Here is a 22757-nt window from a genome sequence, read left to right as displayed (position 1 = left end):
GCGGTTTGGTGCCCTCCCCCCTCACCCTGGCCCTCTCCCCAACGGGGGAGAGGGAATAAACAGATTAAGGTTGCAGGGCGTTTCCGACGCGTTTGTCCTTCAGGAACACCACCATCAGGCCAACCCACAGCACGCCGTTGGCGAGGTTAAACAGACTGAACAGACCGTTGCCTCCCAACGCGTAAGCATGCTTGCTCACCTCGATACCGACGGTAAAAATCAGCATCTGCAGCATTCCCATCGCCGCGGAGACCGTCCCTTTACTCATCTCGCTGGCGAACAACGTCAGGCGTACCAGCCCGGCGTTCGCCACGCCAATTCCAAAGGCATAGAGGCTGAGCCCCGCCGTCATCCACAAATAAGCGTGGGAGGACACCACGGTCGCCACCGCCGCCATAATCAGCCCCGCGGCAACCGGCCAGCCGCCCATGATAATCAGCGAGCGCACGGTGCGGCGTGACGTCAGACGCGCCAGCACCAGGTTACCGATAATCAACGCGCCAAAAATCGGCACCTGCAACAGACCGTACTCGTAGCTGCTGAGCTTTTCACCGCTGATGATAATAACCGGTGATTGCGCAATCCACGCCAACAGCGGCAGGCTGACAAACCCTGTCGCCAGCGCACCGGCCACAAAGCGGCCATTCTTCAGCACGGCTTTGTAATCCCGACCCAGCTCTTTTAGCGAGAGTTTCTCGCCAATGCGGGTCGCCGTTTCCGGCATCGCACGGTGCAGGCCAAAGAAGGCGATGGCGGCGAGAACCGCAAAGAGGACAAACATCCCTTCCCAGGGCGCAACGTGCACCCACGCAGCACCCACCAGCGGCCCGAGTAACGGGGCGATCAGCGCCACGTTCGCCATCAGCGCGGTAATTTTGATACACACCGCCTCTTCAAACGATTCCTGAATGGCGGCATACCCTACGGCACCGATAAAGCACAGGCTCACTCCCTGCAGGAAACGCAGCAGGGTAAACTGCTCAATATTTTGCGCCAGCAGCGTGGCGAGGCAGGTCACGATGAACCACACCACGCCGGTCAGCATCACCGGACGACGGCCGATACGATCCGACAGCGGGCCTAACAGCCACTGCAAAAACATGCCACCTGCCAGATAGGCGGTCATCGAGGTCGGCACCCATTCGATCCCCGCGTTGTACTGCGCCACAACGGCCAGCATACCGGGCTGGATCATATCGTTGCCGATATAGGTCGAAAATTCGTAGAGCACCAGACACAGAGGGAAAAGCAGCGCCTGACGACCCAGACGTGAACCTGAAGAAGAACGGTTTAACATGCAATCTCTTTATAATGACAAAATCGCGACGAGTGTAATGAAATGCCGCAGCCCGAGATAGTGATTTATCGAGGATAAACAGAAATAAAGCACATATCGTCTTCGTTTAAGGTTTCCTTAAGTTGACAGATTTATGATAGCCCGATGACTCGTCAACGATCCCAAATTATGTCACTCACGTCCAGCCGCTCAGAATTATCTAACTTACAGACAAATAAGACAAAACGCCTTTACCGCTTACCGACCCGCTTTTATGGTTATCAGCTTTTCGTGCTGATTGCTCTTGCCGTGGTGTTCACGTGGCTATCGCGCAATGAAGCGCTGGACAGATGGATAAGTGGTTTTTGGTATGACGCGGCGACGCAAAGCTTCCCGCTGCAGAAAGACCACCTGCTGGATCTGCTGAATCATCGCCTGGCGAAGTACATCGCCATCGCCTTAGGGGTCGTGGCGCTGTTATTCGGTGCTTACAAGCGTAACGCAAGACTGGTTACGGCGGCGCTGCTGATGGGACTCGGTGCGCTGGTGGTGGGGGCGTTGAAAAGCATCAGCCATCACAGCTGTCCGTGGGATCTGGTGGAGTATGGCGGTAAGGCCGTGTCTTATCCCCTGTTCAGCGCCGTCCCGGCAGACAGCGGTCCGGGTCGCTGTTTCCCCGGCGGTCATGCCTCCAGCGGCTTTATGGTAATGGGGCTGTTTTTTGCCTTCTGGCGCGAGCGTCCGCGCCTCGCCTGGAGCTTTGTGTTCCTCGGCGTGGTGCTGGGTCTGGCGATGGGCTTCGGCCAGGTCATGCGCGGGGCACATTTTTTCTCTCACAACCTGTGGGCCGGGTGGTGGGTCTGGTTTTCCCAGGTGGTGGTCTATGGCCTTGTTTCCACCTGGTTTGCTAAAGAGTGATGACATTATGTTAGAGAGTCTGAATTACCAGCTGTTTTATCTGATCAACGCCACGCCGGCCTCGCCAGAGTGGATGATCGATTTCGCCACCTTCCTGGCAAAAGATCTGATCAGTATCGTGCCTGCGCTGGCCGCCATCCTCTGGCTGTGGGGTCCCCGCAGTCAGGTAAAAGCGCAGCGCCAGCTGGTGATCAAAGTGGCGATGGCGCTCGGCGTAAGCGTGCTGGTGAGCTATATTCTCGGCCACGCATTTCCCCACGATCGTCCTTTCGTCGATCACGTCGGCTATACCTTCCTGCACCACGCGCCAGATGACTCGTTCCCGAGCGATCACGGTACGGTGATCTTCACCTTCGCGCTTGCTTTCCTGTTCTGGCATCGCCTGTGGTCGGGTGCAGTGCTGATGGCGGTGGCCGTGGCCATCGCCTGGTCCCGCGTTTATCTGGGCGTCCACTGGCCGCTGGATATGGTGGGCGGTTTCCTGGTGGGACTGATTGGCTGCGTCAGCGCGGCGATCCTGTGGAATCTTATCGGGGAAGCGCTCTACCGCGGGCTCTCTTCACTCTATCGGGCCGTTTTCGCCATCCCGATCCGCAAAGGCTGGATACGTGACTAACCCCGACCTGACAGGTTACACTTGAGCCCCCGCCCTGCGGGGGTTCACTTTTTTATGCCGAGGAACTATGGAAACACGACGCGATGACCGCATTGCTCAGCTGCTACAGGCGCTGAAGCGCAGTGATAAGCTGCATCTTAAGGAAGCCGCCACCCTCCTCGGCGTCTCAGAGATGACCATTCGTCGGGATCTGAACAGCGAGAGCGCGCCGGTTGTGCTGCTGGGCGGGTATATTGTGCTTGAGCCGCGTAGTGCCAGCCATTATCTGATCAGCGACCAGAAGACGCGTCTGGTTGAAGAGAAACGCAAAGCTGCACGGCTCGCGGCTTCCCTGGTACAGCCGCACCAGACGCTGTTTTTTGACTGCGGTACCACCACGCCGTGGATTATCGAAGCCATCGACAGCACAATTCCGTTCACTGCCGTGTGCTACTCCCTGAACACCTTTCTGGCGCTGCAGGAGAAGCCCGAGTGCCGGGTGATCCTTTGCGGCGGTGAGTTTCACGCCAGCAACGCGATTTTTAAGCCGCTTAACCTGCAGGACACGCTCAGCAATTTATGCCCGGATATCGCGTTTTATTCCGCCGCTGGCGTCAGTGTCCGCCAGGGCGCAACCTGCTTTAATCTGGAAGAGTTACCGGTGAAGCACTGGGCGCTGAGCGCAGCGCAGTATCACGTACTGGTGGTCGATCACAGTAAATTTGGCAAGGTGCGTTCGGCAAGAATGGGCGAACTGGCGCAATTTGATGCCATCGTCAGCGACTGCCGTCCGGATGACGAGATAGTGGCCCACGCGAAGGCGCAGCAGGTGAAGTTGATGTATTAAGTGGGGTGCGGTCTGATGCCCTCTCCCTGTGGGAGAGGGAGAAAAACGTAGGCCGGGTAAGCGCAGCGCCACCCGGCAAAAAATTAGCTGAACCAGCTACCAAACCAGCTATGGAATTTCATCATCACGAAATCCCACATCCGGCTGAAGAAGCCGCCCTCTTCTACCGCTTCCATCACAATCAGCGGACGCTGTTCAATCGACTTCCCGTTGAGCTGGAAATCAATCGTCCCGACCACCTGACCCTTTTTCAACGGAGCCGTGAGCTGTGGGTCGGTGAGAGTGTAGCTGGCCTTCAGATTTTTCAGCTGACCGCGCGGAATGGTCACTGAACCCGCTTCACCCGCGCCCAGGTTCACTTCGCTCTTGTCACCAAACCAGACGCGCTGGCTGACGAACGTGGCATCCGGTTTTATCGGCGTCACGGTTTCATAGAAGCGGAAGCCCCAGGTCAGCAGTTTTTCGGATTCGTTAAAGCGGATACGGTCAGTTTTGGTCCCCAGAACGACCGAGATCAGGCGCATATCGCCCTGGGTCGCGGAGGCCACCAGGTTGTAACCCGCCCCGGCGGTGGTGCCGGTTTTCATCCCGTCGACATTGACGTTGCTGCTCCACAGCAGGCGGTTGCGGTTCGGCTGACGGATTTTGTTGAAGGTAAACTCTTTCTCTTTATGGATGGCATATTCATCCGGCACGTCGTGGATCAGCGCTTTCCCCAGCAGCGCCATGTCGCGGGCGGTGCTGAACTGGCCCGGCGCATCGAGGCCGTGAACGGTTTTAAAGGTGGTATTGGTCAGGCCCAGCTTTTGCGCGTAACCGTTCATCAGACCGATAAACGAATCCTGACTGCCCGCAACGTAGTCCGCCAGCGCGATACAGGCGTCGTTACCGGACTGGATAATCACCCCTTTATTCAAATCCGAAACGGAAACCTGATCGCCCGGCTTCAGGAACATCACCGACGATCCGCGCAGCGCCGGGTTGCCAGTCGCCCAGGCGTCCTTCCCGATGGTGACCATATCGTCCAGCTTGATCTTGCCCGCTTTTAACGCCTGGCCGACCACATAGCTGGTCATGATTTTGGTCAGGCTTGCCGGATCGAGTTTCTCATCCGCATTGCCTTCCGCCAGCACTTTACCGCTGGCATAGTCCATCAGGATCCAGGCGCGCGCATCCACAGGCGGCGCTTCGGGCGCAGACTGTTCGGCTGCGTAGAGCGTTGGTGCAAACAGGAAAAGGAGCGCAGAGCCTGCCGCCAGGCTGCGCAGAGAAGTCATTTTTCGCGTCATAAATGCCACCCGAGTGTCCATTCAAAAATTACGTCACATCACCGTGTCGCAAGAAGCGATGAGTAATAGCGCACTAAAACCGTTAAAGAAACCCAACGAGGGTAAAGTTATTAAAGTTTATGCAATAACATTCAGATACGCTTTGATTCAGGCGATTTTTTTCTCTTCTGTTGCGTAATTGTTAGGTTTATCTCACCATGACCAAAAGCTGATTCGGATTCACATCTCATCGGGAGTAAATATGATTACGCTGTGGGGCAGAAATAATTCAACCAACGTTAAGAAAGTGCTCTGGACGCTGGAGGAGCTGGATTTACCGTTCAATCAAATCATGGCCGGGATGTCGTTTGGCGTGAATAAAGAGGCCGACTACCTGGCCATGAACCCGAATGGCCTGGTGCCGCTGCTGCGCGATGACGAAACAGACGCCACGCTGTGGGAATCTAACACCATTGTGCGTTACCTGGCTGCCCAGTACGGTCAGGGTCGTCTGTGGGTCGAAAACCCGGCCCGCCGCGCGCAAGGGGAAAAGTGGATGGACTGGGCGAACCAGACGCTTTCACCAACCCACCGGGTGATCCTGATGGGACTTATCCGCACCCCGGAGGCTGACCGCGACTATCCCGCCATTCATGCCGCGCAGGATGCCTGCGAAAATCTGTTTGCGATGATGGATGACGAACTGGCGAAGCACCCGTGGTTCTCCGGTGATGCGTTCGGTACAGGCGATATCGCCGTGGCGCCGTTCGTCTGGAACCTGACCAACATGGGTCTGAAGTGGGCGCCGCGCCCGCACCTGGAGCGCTGGCTTAAACAGCTGAGCGATCGCCCGGCGTACCGTAACGTCGTGATGATCCCGGTCACCTGATCACGTCCCGGACGGGCTGACTTTTAATAGTTGCCCGTCCGTCTCATCGGTCAGGACATACAGATATCCATCCGGCCCCACCCGCACATCACGAATACGTTGATCCCGGTCGCCCAGAATGCGTCCGTCCTCCGTCACCTTGTTACCTTTCACGCTGAGCACGATCACGTCTTTCTCCTTCAGCGCGCCGATAAACAGCTTGTTTTTCCACTGCGGGAAAACGTCGCTGTTGTAAAACGCCATGCCGCTTACCGCCGGTGAAACTTTCCAGACAAACAGAGGTTTTTCGGTCCCCTCAACGTGCTCGCCTTTGGCTTCCGGAATTTTCAACCCGCTGTAGTTGATACCGTGCGTCGCCAGCGGCCAGCCATAGTTTTTGCCTTTCTCGGGAATATTGATCTCGTCCCCGCCGCGCGGACCGTGCTCGTTCAGCCACAGCGTATCGCTCCAGGGGTTCATCGCCATTCCCTGCGGATTACGAATGCCGTAAGACCAGATTTCCGGCCGCGCGCCGGGCGTACGCACAAAGGGGTTATCTGGCGGCACGTTTCCGTCCTCCGTCAGACGCACGACTTTACCCTGTAATTTGTCCAGTTCCTGCGCCGTGGGCCGCTGGTTGTTCTCGCCGAGTCCGATAAAGAGATAGCCTTTGCCGTCGAACACCAGTCGGCCACCAAAATGGTTACCGGTAGAGAGTTTCGGCGTCTGGCGGAACACCACCTGGAAAGCCTCAATGCGCGTCAGATCGTCACTTAACCGGCCATAGCCTACTGCCGTTCCGGCTTTGCCGTCCTTTCCCGCTTCGGCGTAACTCAGCCAGATGCGGCGTGATTGTTTAAAATCCGGGGCGAGGACGACATCCAGCAATCCGCCCTGCCCGTTTGCCCAAACTTTTGGTACACCGACGATCGGATCGGAAAGCCCTTTCCCGGCCTGCCAGTGTTTAAGCTGGCCGCCCTTCAGGGTCACCAGCAGCCCGTTATTATCCGGCAGAAACGCCAGAGACCAGGGATGATCGAGTCTGTTTTGCAGCACCTCAACCCTGACCGCCTCTGGCGCAGCGAGCAGCGAAAAGGGAATAAACAACGCAGGCAGGAAAATCAGCGAGGATCGAGGCATAACGCGCTCCTTTATCGGCATATGGCATAAAGGTTAGCCACTGCGTCCGGCCGCGTTATCACTTTTACAAAAGCTTAATCAGAAGGGGGAGTTGCCTCCCCCTGGATCAGTGCTGTTCAAGCTGTTCGTGCTTGTTCAGGCACATGATGCATAGAGAGAGCGTTGTCAGGCAGTTTTCAAGCTTCTCCGCGTTTACGGCGATAAAATTCGGGCAGTCGTGGCGTCCGTTCATCAGACACACCCCTGCAATGGAGAACACCTCGGCGGCGCGGCGCAGTGCGATAAGTTCGCTTTCGCCGTAATTCGCCTTCAGGGTCGGTGCTTTTTCACGCATGAAATTGCAAAGTTCAAACAGGTTATCACGCAGATGTTCGCTTTCGCTGACTGACATATACCCTTTTGCCTTCCTCAACTGCAGGTACGCGGCCAGGTCGATTCGGGCATTGATCAGCTTGTTCAGCAGATCGCGTTTTAGTCTGTCAACGGTCATGCTCTTTCCTCCTCTGTCAGCCATTGTGCATAGTCAGGATAAGTTCATTTTTTGTACAGTTTAATGCCTGGGATCAATTTTTATTAACTGATTAACATTATTTACAATGTTACAACGTCTCCCCGGCGCATCCGCCTTGCAAAGAGTGTATAAATCCCCCGCGATACGCTGTAAAATCCCGCCCTGATAACTCCATAATTGATGAATTTTTAACCTATGAGCAATGTTACGCACCAGCCGAAAATCGGCTTCGTCTCCCTGGGCTGCCCGAAAAACCTGGTGGATTCAGAACGCATCCTGACCGAACTGCGCACCGAGGGCTATGACGTGGTGCCAAGCTACGACAACGCCGATATGGTGATCGTTAACACCTGCGGGTTTATCGACAGCGCGGTTCAGGAGTCACTGGAAGCCATCGGTGAAGCCCTGACCGAAAACGGCAAAGTGATCGTGACGGGCTGTCTGGGCGCGAAAGAAGACCAGATCCGCGAAGTGCACCCAAAGGTGCTGGAGATCACCGGCCCGCACAGCTACGAGCAGGTGCTGCAACATGTTCATCACTACGTGCCAAAACCCAAGCACAACCCGTTCCTGAGCCTCGTGCCGGAGCAGGGCGTGAAGCTGACGCCGCGCCACTACGCGTACCTGAAAATTTCCGAAGGCTGCAACCATCGCTGCACCTTCTGCATCATCCCGTCAATGCGTGGCGATCTGGTGAGCCGTCCGATTGGCGAAGTGCTGGCGGAAGCGAAACGTCTGGCCGACGCGGGCGTGAAGGAGCTGCTGGTCATCTCCCAGGATACCTCGGCTTACGGCGTGGACGTCAAACACCGCTCCGGTTTCCACAACGGCGAGCCGGTGAAAACCAGCATGGTGGGCCTGTGCGAGCAGCTGTCTAAACTCGGTATCTGGACGCGTCTGCACTACGTTTACCCGTACCCACACGTTGACGATGTGATCCCGCTGATGGCGGAAGGTAAAATTCTGCCGTATCTGGACATCCCGCTGCAGCACGCCAGCCCGCGTATTCTGAAGCTGATGAAACGTCCTGGCTCCGTTGACCGTCAGCTGGCGCGCATCAAGCAGTGGCGTGAGATCTGCCCGGATCTGACCCTGCGCTCCACCTTCATTGTCGGCTTCCCGGGTGAAACAGAAGAAGATTTCCAGATGCTGCTCGACTTCCTGAAGGAAGCCCGTCTGGACCGCGTCGGCTGCTTCAAATACAGCCCGGTAGAAGGCGCAACCGCCAACGAGCTGGCGGACCAGGTGCCGGAAGAGGTGAAAGAAGAGCGCTGGAACCGCTTCATGCAGCTGCAACAGCAGATCTCTGCTGAACGCCTGCAGGAGAAAGTGGGTCGCGAAATTCTGGTCATCATCGACGAAGTGGACGAAGAAGGTGCGATTGGCCGCAGCATGGCGGACGCCCCTGAAATCGACGGCGCGGTGTACCTCAATGGCGAAACCAACGTTAAGCCGGGCGATATTATTCGCGTGAAGGTCGAAAACGCGGACGAGTATGACCTGTGGGGTAGCCGGGTTTAATCTCCTTCCCCTCACCCTAACCCTCTCCCCACTGGGGAGAGGGCCGGGGTGAGGGGCAAGCAAAAGCCTACCCCTTAATCCTCGGATCCAGCGCGTCGCGCAGCCCGTCACCCAGCAGGTTAAACGCCAGCACGGTCAGGAATATCGCCAGACTCGGGAAGATCGCCACGTGCGGCGCAATCACCATATCCGCCCTCGCCTCGTTCAGCATCGCCCCCCACTCCGGGGTCGGCGGCTGCGCGCCTAATCCCAGAAACGACAGGCTGGCCGCCGAGATAATCGACACGCCGATACGCATGGTGAAATAGACCACGATGGACGACACCGTCCCCGGCAGAATATGGCTGAAGAGGATGGTAGCATCGCTGGCCCCCATACTGCGGGCGGATTCGATAAACGTCTGCTGTTTCAATACCAGCGTGTTGCCACGCACCAGGCGCGCAAACGCCGGAATCGAAAACACCGCCACCGCAATAATCACGTTGGCCATCCCGCTGCCCATGATCGCCACCACGGCAATCGCCAGCAGGATGCCGGGGAAGGCAAACAGCACGTCGCAGATGCGCATGATAATGCGGTCCCACCAGCCTTCATAATACCCGGCGACGAGCCCCAGCACGGTACCGATGGCCGCGCCAATCAGCACCGCGAAAACCCCGGCGGCAAGGGAGATCTGCGCTCCGACCAGCACGCGGCTAAAGATATCGCGCCCGAGGGAGTCCACGCCAAACCAGTGCATCAGGGAGGGGCCGTCGTTCAGACGGTCGTAGTCAAAATAGTTTTCCGCATCAAACGGCGCCACCCACGGCGCAACGATCGCCACCGCAATCAGCAGCAGCACAAACAGGCCCGCCGCCATCGCGACCGGCTGACGACGAAAACGCCGCCAGAATTCAGACCACGGCGTGCGGATATGTTCCGGTTTAAGCCCCGGCATAGCGTCTAAAACGGCCTGGCGTCGCCAGTTCAACAATCGCATCTTACTTATACCTGATGGCCGGGTTAATGGCAGCGTAGAGCACATCCACCACTAAGTTGATAAGGATAAACTCCAGCGAGAACAGCAGGACTTCCGCCTGAATCACCGGATAGTCGCGCATCTCAACGGAATCGACCAGCAGGCGTCCCAGCCCCGGCCAGTTAAAGACCTTTTCCACCACGATAGAGCCACCCAGCAGGAAGCCAAACTGTAGCCCCATCATCGTCACCACCGGGATCATCGCATTGCGGAACCCGTGCTTGAGAATGACCCACTTCTCGCTGACCCCTTTCGCCCGGGCGGTACGAATATAATCTTCGCTCAGCACGTCAACGAACGAGGCGCGGGTAAAGCGGGCCATCACCGCCGACACGGCAGCCCCCAGCGTCATGGAGGGCAGAATGTAATGCTGCCAGGTATCGGCCCCGACGGTCGGCAGCCAGCCTAACTCAACGGAGAAGATCTGCATCAGCAGCATCCCCAGCGCGAACGCCGGGAAGGAGATACCGGTAACCGCCAGCGCCATCCCGAGCTTGTCCGGCCAGCGGTTTCGCCAGACGGCTGCGACAATCCCGGCGCAGAGGCCAAACACCACCGCCCAGCTCATACTGGCTATCGTCAACCAGAACGTCGGCATAAAGCGGCTGGCTATCTCCTCCGACACCGGACGACGCGACACCATCGAGATGCCAAAGTCGCCCTGCAAAACGTTGCCAATATAGTGCAGGAACTGCATATACAGCGGCTGGTCGAGGCCCAGCTGCTTACGCACCAGCTCTATCACCGTCGCGTCCGCTTCGGGCCCGGCAATCAGGCGCGCCGGATCGCCCGGCAGCAGATGAACAAACAAAAACACCAGTACCGCCACGATCAGCAGCGTCGGAATAAGCCCCAGCAGGCGTTTACAAACATAATTCAGCATGAGGTTTATTTTAAATCCGCATCGTCAAAGCTAAAGCCGGTGTCCGGCATGATGTAGAACCCGGTCAACGCTTTGTTATGGGCTGACACCAGCTTCTCCACCACCAGCGGCACCCACGGTGACTCTTTCCAGATGATATCCTGCGCGTCTTTGTAGAGGCGCGCTTTCTCTTCCGGTTTGGTGGTTTTCAGCGCATCGGCAAGGTCTTTATCGACCTGCGGGTTACTGTAGAACGCGGTATTGAACAGGGTTGGCGGCCAGTTCTGCGAGGCAAACAGCGGCGACAGCGCCCAGTCAGCTTCACCGGTCGAGGCCGACCAGCCGGTGTAGAACATCCGCACGCCGCTCTCTTTCTGCCCTTTCCCCTCGACTTCAGCCGCACGCTGCCCGGCATCCATGGCAGTGACCTGCGCCTTAATCCCCACCTGCGCCAGCTGCTGCTGGGTGAATTGCAGCACTTTCTGCGCGGTACTGTGATTGTGCGACGACCACAGCGTGGTGCTAAACCCGTTCGGGAAGCCCGCCTCTTTCAGCAGCTCGCGCGCTTTAGCCGGATCGTACGGCCACGGCTGATAGCTCTGGGCATAGGCAATCGCCGGCGGCAGCACGCCGGTGGCCGGGGTGGCATAACCGGCAAAAGCGACCTTCACCAGCGCCTGGCGGTTAATGGCGTAGTTGATGGCCTCACGCACCTTCGGGTTATCAAACGGCTTCTGCGTCACGTTCATGCTGATGTAGCGCTGCATGATCGACGGGCTGGCGACCAGCTCCAGCTTGCTGTTTTTCTGCAGGATCGCGGCCTGCTCATAGGGGATCGGGAAGGCAAACTGCGCTTCACCGGTTTGCAGCATCGCCGCGCGGGTGTTGTTGTCCACTACCGGACGCCAGGTAATGGTGTCCAGCTTCGGCAGCCCCTGCTGCCAGTAGCCGCTAAATTTTTTCACCTTCACAAAGTCGGTCTGGTTCCAGGTCACCAGTTCATACGGGCCGGTACCCACCGGATGGAAACCGATCTCTTTCCCGTATTTTTTCAGCGCGGCGGGCGAGATCATCGCCGTTGCCGGATGTGCCAGGATGTTGATAAACGCGGAGAACGGCTCCTTCAGGGTGATTTTTACCGTCGCCGGGTCAACCACCTCGGTTTTGGCGATGTTTTTATAGAGGTTATAGCGCTTGAGGCTATTTTCCGGATTGCTGGCGCGGTCGAGGTTAACCTTCACCGCCTCTGCGTTGAAATCGGTACCGTCCTGGAACTTGACCCCGGTTCTGAGCCTGATGGTATACACCAGCCCGTCATCGGAGACCGTGTAGCCCTCCGCCAGCACATTTTTCAGCTTCATCTCTTTATCCAGGCCAAAGAGTCCCTGATAAAACGATTTCGCCACCGCCTGCGACAGCGTGTCGTTGGCGTCATACGGATCCAGCGTGGTGAAATTAGAGCCGACGGCAACCACCACATCTTTGGCAGCGAACGCGGGGGCAGCGGCCAGGGCTGCCGTCACGCTCGCGGCTAACAACCATTTACGCGCTACAAATGTAACCATTGTGTTCTCCTGCCTGTTGTAAGTTATAACCGCGAGAAAGCATTTGCCTGACGCGGGGGAGCGACGAAATGACCCGGACCCACTTCGCGCAGCGTGACACGTTCCACGACCTCGCCGCGTTTACGAATATTGCTCGGCATTTCATCCTGCAGCAGCACGCGCTGGCCGTGACGATGCGCCGGATCGGCGACCGGGACCGCCGCAATAAGCTTGCGGGTATACGGATGCTGCGGGTTTTCAAACACCGCTCGTCGCGGGCCGATCTCGACGATCTGCCCCATAAACATCACCGCCACGCGATGGCTGATGCGCTCAACCACCGCCATATCGTGCGAAATAAACAGAAAAGCGATGCCCATATCCCGCTGTAAATCGAGCAGCAGGTTAATGATCTGCGCCCGAATAGAGACATCCAGCGCCGAAACGGACTCATCGGCAATCACCACTTTCGGGTTCAGCGCCAGCGCGCGGGCAATGCAGATCCGCTGGCGCTGCCCGCCGGAAAACTCATGCGGGTAACGCCAGGCGTGTTCCGGCTTCAGGCCAACGCGCTCCAGCAGCCAGGCCACGCGACGCTGTGCCGCGTCGCCGTCCAGCAGGTTATGTACCCGCAGCGGCTCCATGATCGAGTACCCCACCGTGTGGCGCGGGTCGAGTGAGGCATACGGATCCTGGAAAATAAACTGAATATCCCGCCGCACCGCCTGCAGCCTGCTGTCCGGCAGGGTATCAATGCGCTCGCCGTTAAAGGTAATGCTCCCTTCCTGCGATTCCACCAGACGGAGCAACGCGCGCCCGGTGGTGGATTTACCGCAGCCGGACTCTCCCACCAGCGCCAGCGTTTCGCCCGGCCAGAGATCAAAACTGACGTTTTCCACCGCGTGCACTTCGCGCTTCACGCGATTCAACACGCCGCTGCGCAGCGGGAAACGGGTGACCAGATTACGCACCTCCAGAATGGGCTTACCCGGCACCACGGTATCCTGCTCGCGTTCTTCCTCTTCCGGCCCTGTCGCATCGAGCGAAATCAGCGGGAAGCGGCGCGGCAAATCGCGGCCGTTCATGGCGCCAAGACGCGGGACCGCCGCCAGCAACGCTTTGGTATAAGGATGAACGGGCGCGTGAAAAATCTGCTCAACCGTGCCGGTTTCTACTCCGCAGCCCTTGTGCATCACCAGCACGCGATCGGCGATATCGGCGACCACGCCCATATCGTGGGTGATGAATATCACCCCCATCTCCATCTCCTGCTGCAGCACTTTGATGAGCTGCAGGATCTGCGCCTGAATCGTCACGTCCAGCGCCGTCGTTGGCTCATCGGCGATCAGCACCGCAGGACGGCAGGAGAGCGCCATGGCAATCATCACCCGCTGGCGCATGCCGCCAGAGAGCTGATGCGGGTAGCGGCCAAGAATGGCCTGCGCTTCCGGAATGCGCACCAGCTCAAGCATCCGTCTGGCTTCACTGAGCGCCTCATCGCCGCCGAGCCCCTGATGCAGGCGGATGGACTCGGCAATTTGTTCCCCCACCGGGAACACCGGATTGAGCGAGGTCATCGGCTCCTGGAAAATCATGGCAATATCCGCCCCGCGCACGCCCTGCATCTGCGCGCTGCTCAGATCGTTTATGTCAATGACCTGACGGTTACGGCGGCGCAGGAGCATTTTCTCGCTGCTGATTTGCCCGCCCGTCTGCTCCAGCAGACGCATCAGCGCCAGCGCGGTGACCGATTTACCGGAGCCGGACTCGCCAACAATCGCCAGCGTCTCGCCGCGTTTGAGCGAGAAGGATAAATTCTGTACTGCGGGGATGAACTGCCGCTCTTCCTGAAACGCAATATTCAACTGATGGACAGCCAGCACTTCGCGGTTGTCCAGCTCGTCACTGTGCGGCACGCGTTGCCCCCTTATTCACGATAGATCCCCGTACTCGGTTCATCACCGGCATAACCCCAGGCGCGGTACATCCCTTCGCTGTTGAACGGCAGCGCCACGTTGCCCTCACGATCCACGGCAATCAGCCCGCCGACCCCGCCCAGCGCGGGCAACTTCTCCATCACCACGCGCTCGCAGGCCTCACTCAGGCTTAGCCCGCCGTAATCCATCAGCGCGGTGATGTCATAGGCCGCGAGGGCACGAATAAAGACTTCCCCGGTGCCGGTACAGGACACCGCCGCCGTGGCGTTATTGGCATAGCAGCCGGCACCGGGCAGCGGGCTGTCGCCGACGCGTCCAGGCAGCTTGTTGGTCATCCCTCCCGTTGACGTCGCCGCCGCGAGGTTTCCGGCCTTATCGAGCGCCACCGCGCCGACCGTGCCCATTTTGGTGGTTTCATCCAGCGGCGCAGCATGGTCAAGCTGCGTCATGCCCGCCGTACGCGCTTCAAGCAGCTGCTGGTAGCGCGCCTCGGTAGAAAAGAGATCGGGCGATACCGGTTCCATCCCGTGTCCGAAGGCGAACGCCTCCGCCCCGGCACCGGTCAGCAGCACATGCGGACTCTCTTCCATCACCAGACGCGCCGCCAGCACCGGATTACGCAGGCGACTGACGCCCGCCACGGCCCCCGCTTTCAGGGTGATGCCGTCCATCACGCAGGCATCCAGCTCGTGGGTTTCGTCCCGGGTAAAGACCGAGCCGATCCCGGCATTAAATAACGGACACTCCTCCAGCAGGCGTACCGCCTCGGTGACCACGTCCAGCGCGCTTTCGCCCGCTTCCAGCATTTTCTGGCCCGTTTCCACAATGGCGTACAGCGCGTCAATGTAGCGCTTTTCATCCTCGGGACTGAACTGTGCACGGGTGATAGCCCCGGCGCCGCCATGAATTGCGATTACCGCATTAACCATTCACATCACCCGTTAGCCTGATTTGCGGCTTTTTCTATAAATATCATTATCGTCAATGAAACTTCAGATGATTTTTGAATATAGAAAGACGCAACTGTGATGTAAAGCGTACACCTCCGGGTCATACTGTTAGTGGCACTTTTCTGCCATAATGGCCGCTTTCGTTGTTACTGTGCAGGAGCCCACCATGGATTTTACCGCCGGACTGATGTCGCTTGAGACGGCACTCACGCAGATGCTTGACCGAGTTTCCCCGCTGCATGACGTTGAAACGCTGCCTCTGGTGCGCTGTTTTGGTCGTATTGCCGCGCGCGATATTGTCTCCCCGCTTAACGTGCCAGGGTTCGATAATTCCGCGATGGACGGTTATGCGGTACGCCTGGCGGATCTCCGGGCCGGTCAGGCGCTGCCGGTGGCGGGTAAAGCGTTTGCCGGACAGCCATTTAACGGTGAATGGCCTGCGGGCACCTGCGTGCGCATCATGACCGGTGCGCCGGTGCCGGCAGGCTGCGACGCCGTGGTGATGCAGGAAGAGACCGGGCAAACGGATGACGGCATCCGGTTTACCGCCAGCGTCAAAGCGGGCCAGAACATTCGCCGCACCGGCGAGGATATTGCCCTTGGCGCGACGGTTTTTGCCGCCGGACAGAAGCTGACGGCGGGTGAACTGCCGGTGCTGGCCTCCCTCGGCATCGCGGAAATCGAGGTTATCCGTAAAGTGCGCGTCGCCGTATTCTCGACGGGCGACGAACTGCAGCTTCCGGGCCAGCCGCTGCAGGACGGACAGATTTACGACACCAACCGTCTGGCAGTACACCTGATGCTGGAGCAGCTGGGCTGCGAGGTGATTAACCTCGGCATTATTCCTGACGATCCGGAAAAACTGCGCGCTGCGTTTATTGAGGCGGACAACACCGCCGACGTGGTCATCAGCTCCGGCGGCGTCTCCGTGGGCGAGGCGGATTACACCAAAACCATCCTTGAAGAGCTGGGTGAAATCGCCTTCTGGAAACTGGCGATCAAACCGGGCAAACCGTTCGCCTTTGGTAAACTGCGGCACAGCTGGTTCTGCGGCCTGCCGGGTAACCCGGTCTCGGCGGCACTCACCTTCTACCAGCTGGTGATCCCGCTGCTGGCGAAGCTCTCCGGTAACCGGGCCCACCCGCTGCCGGAACGCCTGCGCGTGCGTGCCGCGACGCGCCTGAAAAAATCACCGGGCCGTCTCGATTTCCAGCGTGGGATCCTGACGCGCAACGCGGACGGTGAGCTCGAAGTGAGCACCACCGGGCACCAGGGCTCGCACATTTTCAGCTCCTTCAGCCAGGGCAACTGCTTTATAGTGCTCGAGCGCGAGCGCGGCAACGTGGAAGCGGGCGAATGGGTTGAGGTGGAGCGCTTTAACCAGTTGTTCGGGGGCTGACATGACGGTGGAGCTGAGCGACCAGGAGATGATGCGCTACAACCGCCAGATTGTGCTGCGCGGCTTTGATTTCGAGGGTCAGGAAGCGCTCAAGGCGGCCAGCGTGCTGGTCGTCGGACTTGGCGGTCTGGGCTGTGCCGCCGCCCAGTACCTCGCCGCGGCGGGTGTGGGCAGGATGACGCTGCTGGACTTTGATACCGTGTCGGTGTCTAACCTGCAGCGCCAGACGCTGCACAGCGACGCAACGGTTGGCCAGCCGAAAGTAGATTCTGCCCGCGCGGCGCTGGCCCGCATTAACCCCAACGTTCAGTTCACTCTGCTTGACGCGATGCTGGATGATGACGCGCTCTCCGCGCAAATTGCCCGGCACGATCTGGTGCTCGACTGCACCGATAACGTCGCCGTCCGTAATCAGCTAAACGCGGGCTGTTTTGCCCACAAAACCCCGCTGATCTCAGGCGCGGCGATCCGCATGGAGGGGCAAATCAGCGTCTTCACATACGCGGACGGGGAACCCTGCTACCGCTGCCTGAGCCGCCTGTTTGGCGAGAACGCGCTCACCTGCGTCGAAGCCGGCGTGATGGCGCCGCTGGTCGGTGTGATTGGGTCATTGCAGGCGATGGAAGCGATCAAAGTGCTGGCGCATTACGGTACGCCGGCGGCGGGGAAAATCGTGATGTACGACGCAATGACCTGCCAGTTCCGCGAGATGAAGCTGATGCGTAATCCGGGATGTGAGGTGTGCGGTGGTTAAAGCAAACGGCAACCTTCAGGTTGCCGTTTTAGTGTTTGCTCCCTCTCCCCGTGGGAGAGGGTTGGGGTGAGGGCATCAGGCCGCACACGTCAGATCGACGTCCGTCCAAACGCCCCCTGCCAGTCCTGCTCAAACTTCACAATCGCCGCGTCCACGGCCGGAGAGGTAATAAACTGCTGCGCCACGTCCAGCGGCAGCGTGATGGACTCGCAGCCTGCCAGCAGGCAATCCAGCGCCTGACGCGGGGTTTTAAAGCTCGCGGCCAGCACCTTTGACTGCGGGGCATGCAGGGTCAGCAGCTGCTGTAATTCCACCACCGTCTGGATCCCGTCCCCGCCCTGCGCGTCCACGCGGTTAACGTAAGGTGCGACATACTCAGCCCCCGCCAGCGCGGACAACATCCCTTGTGCAGCGCCGTATACCGCCGTGCCCAGCGTCGGGATCCCTTCTGCTTTCAGCATTTTGATGGCTGCCAGCCCTTCTGCGGTTACCGGCACTTTCACCACCAGGTCGTTAATGATGGCGCGCAGCTTACGCGCGTCCTCCACCATTCCTTCCGCGGTGGTCGCCATCACCTGGGCAAAAAGACGGCCTTTGCCGCCCAGGGCGTCGTGCAGGGCCGGCAACAGCTCCTCCAGCGGCGTTTTCCCGGCCGCAACGATGCTTGGGTTGGTGGTCACGCCTGCCAGCGGGAAGATACGCGCCAGCTTTTTCACCGCCGCAACGTCAGATGTGTCGAGATAAAGTTCCATGATGTCACCCTCAAAATTAGCCTGCACTTACCCTATCACGACAAAACCTGCTCAGGAGTTGACCTGCATCAAGATAACTTTCATTCGAAAGTAATTTAATCTTCATATGCAAGATGAGAGGCAAAAACATGATCTTCAATATTCAGCGTTACTCTACCCACGATGGCCCCGGTATTCGTACCGTGGTGTTCCTGAAAGGCTGCTCGCTGGGCTGTCGCTGGTGTCAGAACCCGGAAAGCCGCTCCCGCAGCCGGGACGTGCTGTTTGATGCACGCCTGTGTCTGGACGGCTGCGACCTGTGCCAGCAGGCGGCGCCGGGCTGCATCGAACGTGCGCTGAACGGGCTGGTCATTCATCGCGAGAAGCTTAACGACGAGACGCTCAACGCCCTCACCGACTGCTGCCCGACGCAGGCGCTGACCGTCTGCGGTGAAGAACAGCAGGTCGATGAGATCATGGCGACCGTCCTGCGCGACAAACCCTTCTACGACCGCAGCGGCGGCGGAATTACGCTTTCCGGCGGCGAGCCGTTTATGAACCCCGAACTGGCACTTGCGCTGTTCAAAGCCAGCCACGACCAGGGTATCCACACCGCGGTTGAAACCTGCCTGCACGTGCCGTGGCACTATATCGAGCCCTCTTTACCGTACGTCGATCTGTTCCTCGCCGACCTGAAGCACGTCGATGGCGAGGTATTCAAACAATGGACGGACGGCTCAGCGAAACGGATCCTGGATAACCTGAAACGCCTGGCGGCAGCCGGGAAAAAGATGACCATTCGCGTGCCGCTGATCCCGGGCTTTAACGCCGATGAAGCGTCTGTTACCGCCATCACCAATTTCGCCGCCGACGAGCTCGGCGTCAACGATATTCATTTTCTGCCGTACCACACGCTGGGCATGAACAAATACACCCTGCTCGGCCAACCCTACTCTGCCCCTGACAAACCGCTGGATAACCCTGCCCTGCTGGACTTCGCGCAGCAGTACGCCTGCCAGAAAGGGTTAACCGCGACCTTACGAGGATAAACTTATGACCACCCTGAATCTCAACACCCTCAGCGAGCGCATTAAGGCGCACAAAACGGCCCTCGTACATATCGTCAAGCCGCCGGTCTGTACCGAACGCGCGCAGCACTACACCGAAATGTATCAGCAGCACATGGACAAACCGATCCCGGTGCGTCGCGCCCTGGCGCTGGCGCATCACCTGGCCAAGCGCACCATCTGGATCAAACACGACGAACTCATCATCGGTAACCAGGCAAGCGAAGTGCGCGCCGCACCGATTTTCCCGGAATACACCGTCTCCTGGATTGAGAAAGAGATTGACGATCTGGCTTATCGCCCGGGCGCGGGCTTTGCGGTGAGCGAAGAGAACAAGCGCGTTCTGCATGCGATCTGCCCGTGGTGGCGCGGCCAGACGGTCCAGGATCGCTGCTACGGCATGTTCACCGACGAGCAGAAAGGCCTGCTGGAAACCGGCATCATCAAAGCCGAAGGCAACATGACCTCCGGCGATGCGCACCTTGCGGTTAACTTCCCGCTGCTGCTGGAGAAAGGTCTCGACGGCCTGCGCGCCAAAGTGGCCGAGCGCCGCTCGCGCATTAACCTGACGGTGCTGGAAGACCTGCACGGCGACCAGTTCCTGAAAGCGATTGATATCGTGCTGGAGGCGGTGAGCCAGCACATCAAACGCTTTGCCGACCTGGCGCGTGACATGGCCGCCAGCGAAACCCGCGAAAGCCGCCGCGACGAACTGCTGGCGATGGCGGAAAACTGCGACGTGATTGCTCACGAACCGCCAAAAACCTTCTGGCAGGCGCTGCAGCTGTGCTACTTCATTCAGCTGATCCTGCAGATTGAGTCCAACGGCCACTCCGTGTCGTTTGCCCGGATGGACCAGTATCTCTATCCGTTCTACCGCCGCGACGTGGAGCTGAACCAGGGCCTCGACCGCGAGCACGCCATTGAGCTGCTGCACAGCTGCTGGCTGAAGCTGCTGGAAGTGAACAAAATCCGTTCCGGCTCGCACTCGAAAGCCTCTGCCGGTAGCCCGCTGTACCAGAACGTCACCATCGGCGGCCAGACGCTGGTCAACGGTGAGCCGATGGACGCGGTCAACCCGCTCTCTTACGCGATTCTGGAGTCCTGCGGTCGTCTGCGCTCCACCCAGCCGAACCTGAGCGTGCGCTACCACGCGGGCATGAGCAACGACTTCCTCGACGCCTGCGTGCAGGTGATCCGCTGCGGCTTCGGGATGCCGGCATTCAATAACGATGAAATCGTGATCCCGGAATTCATCAAGCTCGGCGTTGAGCGCGATGATGCTTACGACTACGCGGCGATTGGCTGCATCGAAACCGCCGTCGGCGGCAAATGGGGCTATCGCTGCACCGGCATGAGCTTTATCAACTTCGCCCGCGTGATGCTGGCGGCGCTGGAAGGCGGCCGGGACGCCACCAGCGGGAAAGTGTTCCTGCCGCAGGAGAAAGCGCTCTCTGCCGGTAACTTCAATAACTTCGACGAGGTGATGGCGGCGTGGGATACCCAGATCCGCTACTACACCCGCAAATCCATCGAGATTGAATATGTGGTGGACACCATGCTGGAAGAGAATGTCCACGATATTCTCTGCTCCGCGCTGGTGGACGACTGTATCGAACGGGCGAAGAGCATCAAGCAGGGTGGCGCGAAGTATGACTGGGTCTCCGGCCTGCAGGTGGGTATCGCCAACCTCGGCAACAGCCTGGCGGCGGTGAAGAAGCTGGTGTTCGAGCAGAGCGTCATCGGTCAGCAGCAGCTGGCGGCCGCGCTGGCGGATGACTTCGACGGGCTGACCCATGAGCAGCTGCGCCAGCGTCTGATCAACGGTGCGCCGAAATACGGTAACGACGACGACAGCGTGGATATGCTGCTGACGCGTGCCTACCAGACCTACATTGAAGAGCTGAAGCAGTACCACAACCCGCGTTACGGCCGCGGCCCGATTGGCGGAAACTACTACGCAGGCACCTCTTCTATTTCCGCTAACGTGCCGTTTGGCGCGGCGACGATGGCCACACCGGACGGACGAAAAGCCCATACCCCGCTGGCGGAAGGCGCCAGCCCGGCATCCGGTACCGATCACCTTGGTCCAACGGCGGTCATTGGCTCCGTGGGCAAACTGCCGACCGAAGCGATTCTCGGCGGCGTGCTGCTAAACCAGAAGCTGAACCCGTCAACGCTGGAAAACGACAGCGACCGCCAGAAGCTGATGGTGCTGCTGCGCACCTTCTTCGAGGTGCATAAGGGCTGGCATATTCAGTACAACATTGTTTCCCGCGAAACGCTGCTGGAAGCGAAAAAACACCCTGACCAGTATCGTGATCTGGTGGTGCGCGTGGCGGGCTACTCGGCGTTCTTCACCGCCCTGTCGCCGGATGCGCAGGACGATATTATTGCGCGTACGGAGCATACGCTGTAACCGAGCTATCCCCTCTCCCTTGAGGGAGAGGGTTAGGGTGAGGGGGAAATACGCGCGCTGATGCCCTCACCCCGGCCCTCTCCCACGGGGAGAGGGAGAAAACACTAAAAACGGCAACCTCGGTTGCCGTTTTGCTTTTACTTTCGAATGAAATTAAATTTGTGCTCCCCGTCACCTTGTTATTAGAATGTTTCAAAACGCAGTGACCCAGGAGCGCAATGTATGACCGTTAAAGTTATCGTCACCGATATGGACGGAACTTTCCTTGATGATGCCAAGCAGTACGATCGGGACCGCTTTCAGGCACAGTTTGAGCAGCTTAAAGCCCGCAATATTGAATTCGTTGTCGCCAGCGGCAACCAGTATTACCAGCTCATCTCCTTCTTCCCGGAGCTGAAAGAGCAGATCTCCTTCGTGGCGGAAAACGGCGCGCTGGTCTTCGATCACGGCGAGCAGATTTTCCACGGCGAGCTGACGCGCCATGAGTCGCAGATCGTCACTGGCGAGTTGCTGAAAGACAAAGGCCTGAACTTTGTGGCCTGCGGTCTTGAAAGTGCGTACGTCAGCGATAAAGCGCCGGAGGCGTTCGTGGCGCTGATGTCAAAGCACTATCACCGCTTAAAGCGCGTCAGCGATTACCATGACATTGACGACGTGCTGTTTAAGTTCTCCCTGAACCTGCCGGACAGCGATATCCCGAATCTTATCGACAAACTGCACGTGTCGCTGGACGGCATCATGAAACCGGTCACCAGCGGCTTTGGTTTTGTGGATTTGATTATCCCTGGCCTGCACAAAGCCAACGGCATCAGCCGACTGCTGAAGCGCTGGGCTATCTCCCCGCAAGAATGTGTGGGAATCGGCGACAGCGGCAACGACGCGGAAATGCTGAAGCTGGTGAAATACTCGTTTGCAATGGGCAACGCGGCCGACACCATCAAAGACATCTGCCGCTACAGTACCGACGACAATAACCACCAGGGCGCGCTGAACGTGATTCAGGCCGTGCTCGACGCCCACTCCCCGTTCGACGCCTAATCCTTCCCCGCCGGAGCCTCGCTCCGGCTCTCTCCTTCTTTACCATCCTGTGGCACGCGTCAAGTTTTTAAACTTGCATTAACTTATTTTTAAC

General features: G+C 58.6%; 19 protein-coding genes and 1 pseudogene. 10 read left to right on the top strand and 10 right to left on the bottom strand.

Annotation, left to right across the window (positions count from 1 at the left end; genetic code table 11):
* Nucleotides 1–64: 64 nt before the first annotated feature.
* Nucleotides 65–1297 carry an MFS transporter gene (locus GM298_RS04395; RefSeq protein WP_128338709.1) on the bottom strand — a complete coding sequence of 411 codons (1233 nt, stop codon included), beginning with the start codon at nt 1295–1297 and terminating at the stop codon, nt 65–67.
* 168 nt (nt 1298–1465) lie between these two features.
* On the opposite strand from GM298_RS04395, the gene GM298_RS04390 reads away from it, so the two are divergent.
* The 3 genes from GM298_RS04390 to deoR all read left to right on the top strand — a co-directional run bounded on the left by GM298_RS04390 (nt 1466) and on the right by deoR (nt 3636).
* Nucleotides 1466–2194, top strand: a complete 729-nt coding sequence (locus GM298_RS04390) for a phosphatase PAP2 family protein (RefSeq protein ID WP_266153673.1) — start codon at nt 1466–1468, stop codon at nt 2192–2194.
* 7 nt (nt 2195–2201) lie between these two features.
* The gene (ybjG, locus tag GM298_RS04385) at nt 2202–2810 is read left to right on the top strand and encodes an undecaprenyl-diphosphate phosphatase (RefSeq protein ID WP_059386110.1); all 609 of its coding nucleotides are present in this window, start codon (nt 2202–2204) and stop codon (nt 2808–2810) included.
* Nucleotides 2811–2877: 67 nt separating this feature from the next.
* Nucleotides 2878–3636, top strand: a complete 759-nt coding sequence (gene deoR / locus GM298_RS04380) for a DNA-binding transcriptional repressor DeoR (RefSeq protein ID WP_025756093.1) — start codon at nt 2878–2880, stop codon at nt 3634–3636.
* A gap of 83 nt (nt 3637–3719) precedes the next feature.
* On the opposite strand, the gene dacC is transcribed toward deoR, so the two are convergent.
* Nucleotides 3720–4925, bottom strand: coding sequence for a serine-type D-Ala-D-Ala carboxypeptidase (gene dacC / locus GM298_RS04375; protein WP_032672410.1), 1206 nt, complete (start codon nt 4923–4925; stop codon nt 3720–3722).
* Between the two features lie 241 nt (nt 4926–5166).
* Here dacC and GM298_RS04370 point away from each other — a divergent pair, with 241 nt between their 5' ends.
* Entirely contained in the window at nt 5167–5793 is a 627-nt protein-coding gene (locus GM298_RS04370; protein ID WP_266153672.1) for a glutathione S-transferase family protein, read from the top strand.
* On the opposite strand, the gene GM298_RS04365 is transcribed toward GM298_RS04370, so the two are convergent.
* Together GM298_RS04365 and bssR are read right to left on the bottom strand one after the other, a co-directional pair.
* Entirely contained in the window at nt 5794–6912 is a 1119-nt protein-coding gene (locus GM298_RS04365) for a PQQ-dependent sugar dehydrogenase (RefSeq protein WP_128338711.1), read from the bottom strand.
* 106 nt (nt 6913–7018) lie between these two features.
* A complete protein-coding gene (bssR, locus tag GM298_RS04360) occupies nt 7019–7402 on the bottom strand; it encodes a biofilm formation regulator BssR (RefSeq protein ID WP_266153671.1) in 384 nt (127 codons plus the stop codon).
* A gap of 216 nt (nt 7403–7618) precedes the next feature.
* Here bssR and rimO point away from each other — a divergent pair, with 216 nt between their 5' ends.
* Nucleotides 7619–8944 carry a 30S ribosomal protein S12 methylthiotransferase RimO gene (gene rimO, locus GM298_RS04355; RefSeq protein ID WP_047958103.1) on the top strand — a complete coding sequence of 442 codons (1326 nt, stop codon included), beginning with the start codon at nt 7619–7621 and terminating at the stop codon, nt 8942–8944.
* A gap of 67 nt (nt 8945–9011) precedes the next feature.
* Here the strand turns inward: rimO and gsiD are convergent, their stop codons facing one another.
* From gsiD to iaaA, 5 genes and pseudogenes are all read right to left on the bottom strand, one after another.
* A complete protein-coding gene (gene gsiD / locus GM298_RS04350; RefSeq protein WP_025756099.1) occupies nt 9012–9923 on the bottom strand; it encodes a glutathione ABC transporter permease GsiD in 912 nt (303 codons plus the stop codon).
* 1 nt (nt 9924) lies between these two features.
* A complete protein-coding gene (gsiC, locus tag GM298_RS04345) occupies nt 9925–10845 on the bottom strand; it encodes a glutathione ABC transporter permease GsiC (RefSeq protein WP_025756100.1) in 921 nt (306 codons plus the stop codon).
* A gap of 5 nt (nt 10846–10850) precedes the next feature.
* On the bottom strand, nt 10851–12389 hold the full coding sequence (gsiB, locus tag GM298_RS04340) for a glutathione ABC transporter substrate-binding protein GsiB (protein WP_025756101.1): 1539 nt from the start codon (nt 12387–12389) through the stop codon (nt 10851–10853).
* 23 nt (nt 12390–12412) lie between these two features.
* The gene (gene gsiA, locus GM298_RS04335) at nt 12413–14284 is read right to left on the bottom strand and encodes a glutathione ABC transporter ATP-binding protein GsiA (protein WP_095449393.1); all 1872 of its coding nucleotides are present in this window, start codon (nt 14282–14284) and stop codon (nt 12413–12415) included.
* Nucleotides 14271–15234 (bottom strand): annotated as a pseudogene (gene iaaA / locus GM298_RS04330) (beta-aspartyl-peptidase). The gene gsiA and the pseudogene iaaA overlap by 14 nt, the downstream one beginning before the upstream one ends.
* Nucleotides 15235–15421: 187 nt before the next feature.
* Here iaaA and moeA point away from each other — a divergent pair.
* Nucleotides 15422–16654, top strand: a complete 1233-nt coding sequence (moeA, locus tag GM298_RS04325) for a molybdopterin molybdotransferase MoeA (RefSeq protein ID WP_266153669.1) — start codon at nt 15422–15424, stop codon at nt 16652–16654.
* A 1-nt stretch (nt 16655) separates the two neighbouring features.
* The gene (gene moeB / locus GM298_RS04320; RefSeq protein ID WP_126800408.1) at nt 16656–17408 is read left to right on the top strand and encodes a molybdopterin-synthase adenylyltransferase MoeB; all 753 of its coding nucleotides are present in this window, start codon (nt 16656–16658) and stop codon (nt 17406–17408) included.
* A gap of 89 nt (nt 17409–17497) precedes the next feature.
* On the opposite strand, the gene fsa is transcribed toward moeB, so the two are convergent.
* Entirely contained in the window at nt 17498–18160 is a 663-nt protein-coding gene (gene fsa / locus GM298_RS04315) for a fructose-6-phosphate aldolase (RefSeq protein ID WP_023303353.1), read from the bottom strand.
* Between the two features lie 128 nt (nt 18161–18288).
* On the opposite strand from fsa, the gene GM298_RS04310 reads away from it, so the two are divergent.
* The 3 genes from GM298_RS04310 to GM298_RS04300 all read left to right on the top strand — a co-directional run bounded on the left by GM298_RS04310 (nt 18289) and on the right by GM298_RS04300 (nt 22663).
* The gene (locus GM298_RS04310) at nt 18289–19188 is read left to right on the top strand and encodes a glycyl-radical enzyme activating protein (RefSeq protein WP_266153666.1); all 900 of its coding nucleotides are present in this window, start codon (nt 18289–18291) and stop codon (nt 19186–19188) included.
* A 4-nt stretch (nt 19189–19192) separates the two neighbouring features.
* Complete coding sequence (locus GM298_RS04305) at nt 19193–21625, top strand: formate C-acetyltransferase/glycerol dehydratase family glycyl radical enzyme (protein ID WP_266153665.1); 2433 nt, start codon at nt 19193–19195, stop codon at nt 21623–21625.
* Nucleotides 21626–21847: 222 nt separating this feature from the next.
* Nucleotides 21848–22663 (top strand): Cof-type HAD-IIB family hydrolase, encoded by an 816-nt coding sequence (locus GM298_RS04300; RefSeq protein WP_025757290.1) that lies wholly within the window; start codon nt 21848–21850, stop codon nt 22661–22663.
* Nucleotides 22664–22757: the final 94 nt, after the last annotated feature.

It is taken from the genome of Enterobacter sp. HSTU-ASh6, assembly GCF_026319105.1.
GTDB lineage: Bacteria > Pseudomonadota > Gammaproteobacteria > Enterobacterales > Enterobacteriaceae > Enterobacter > Enterobacter sichuanensis.
The sequence above is the reverse complement of the archived record's forward strand: the minus strand, read 5'-3'. Positions and strand labels throughout refer to the sequence as shown.

Bases quoted from the DNA above. Each gene is read 5' to 3' on its own strand.
- GM298_RS04395 (WP_128338709.1), bottom strand. From the start codon at position 1,297: ATGTTAAACCGTTCTTCTTCAGGTTCACGTCTGGGTCGTCAGGCGCTG.
- gsiC (WP_025756100.1), bottom strand. From the start codon at position 10,845: ATGCTGAATTATGTTTGTAAACGCCTGCTGGGGCTTATTCCGACGCTG.
- dacC (WP_032672410.1), bottom strand. From the start codon at position 4,925: ATGACGCGAAAAATGACTTCTCTGCGCAGCCTGGCGGCAGGCTCTGCG.
- GM298_RS04365 (WP_128338711.1), bottom strand. From the start codon at position 6,912: ATGCCTCGATCCTCGCTGATTTTCCTGCCTGCGTTGTTTATTCCCTTT.
- gsiD (WP_025756099.1), bottom strand. From the start codon at position 9,923: ATGCGATTGTTGAACTGGCGACGCCAGGCCGTTTTAGACGCTATGCCG.
- rimO (WP_047958103.1), top strand. From the start codon at position 7,619: ATGAGCAATGTTACGCACCAGCCGAAAATCGGCTTCGTCTCCCTGGGC.
- moeA (WP_266153669.1), top strand. From the start codon at position 15,422: ATGGATTTTACCGCCGGACTGATGTCGCTTGAGACGGCACTCACGCAG.
- GM298_RS04370 (WP_266153672.1), top strand. From the start codon at position 5,167: ATGATTACGCTGTGGGGCAGAAATAATTCAACCAACGTTAAGAAAGTG.
- gsiB (WP_025756101.1), bottom strand. From the start codon at position 12,389: ATGGTTACATTTGTAGCGCGTAAATGGTTGTTAGCCGCGAGCGTGACG.
- GM298_RS04310 (WP_266153666.1), top strand. From the start codon at position 18,289: ATGATCTTCAATATTCAGCGTTACTCTACCCACGATGGCCCCGGTATT.
- ybjG (WP_059386110.1), top strand. From the start codon at position 2,202: ATGTTAGAGAGTCTGAATTACCAGCTGTTTTATCTGATCAACGCCACG.
- fsa (WP_023303353.1), bottom strand. From the start codon at position 18,160: ATGGAACTTTATCTCGACACATCTGACGTTGCGGCGGTGAAAAAGCTG.
- GM298_RS04300 (WP_025757290.1), top strand. From the start codon at position 21,848: ATGACCGTTAAAGTTATCGTCACCGATATGGACGGAACTTTCCTTGAT.
- deoR (WP_025756093.1), top strand. From the start codon at position 2,878: ATGGAAACACGACGCGATGACCGCATTGCTCAGCTGCTACAGGCGCTG.
- moeB (WP_126800408.1), top strand. From the start codon at position 16,656: ATGACGGTGGAGCTGAGCGACCAGGAGATGATGCGCTACAACCGCCAG.
- GM298_RS04305 (WP_266153665.1), top strand. From the start codon at position 19,193: ATGACCACCCTGAATCTCAACACCCTCAGCGAGCGCATTAAGGCGCAC.
- bssR (WP_266153671.1), bottom strand. From the start codon at position 7,402: ATGACCGTTGACAGACTAAAACGCGATCTGCTGAACAAGCTGATCAAT.
- GM298_RS04390 (WP_266153673.1), top strand. From the start codon at position 1,466: ATGTCACTCACGTCCAGCCGCTCAGAATTATCTAACTTACAGACAAAT.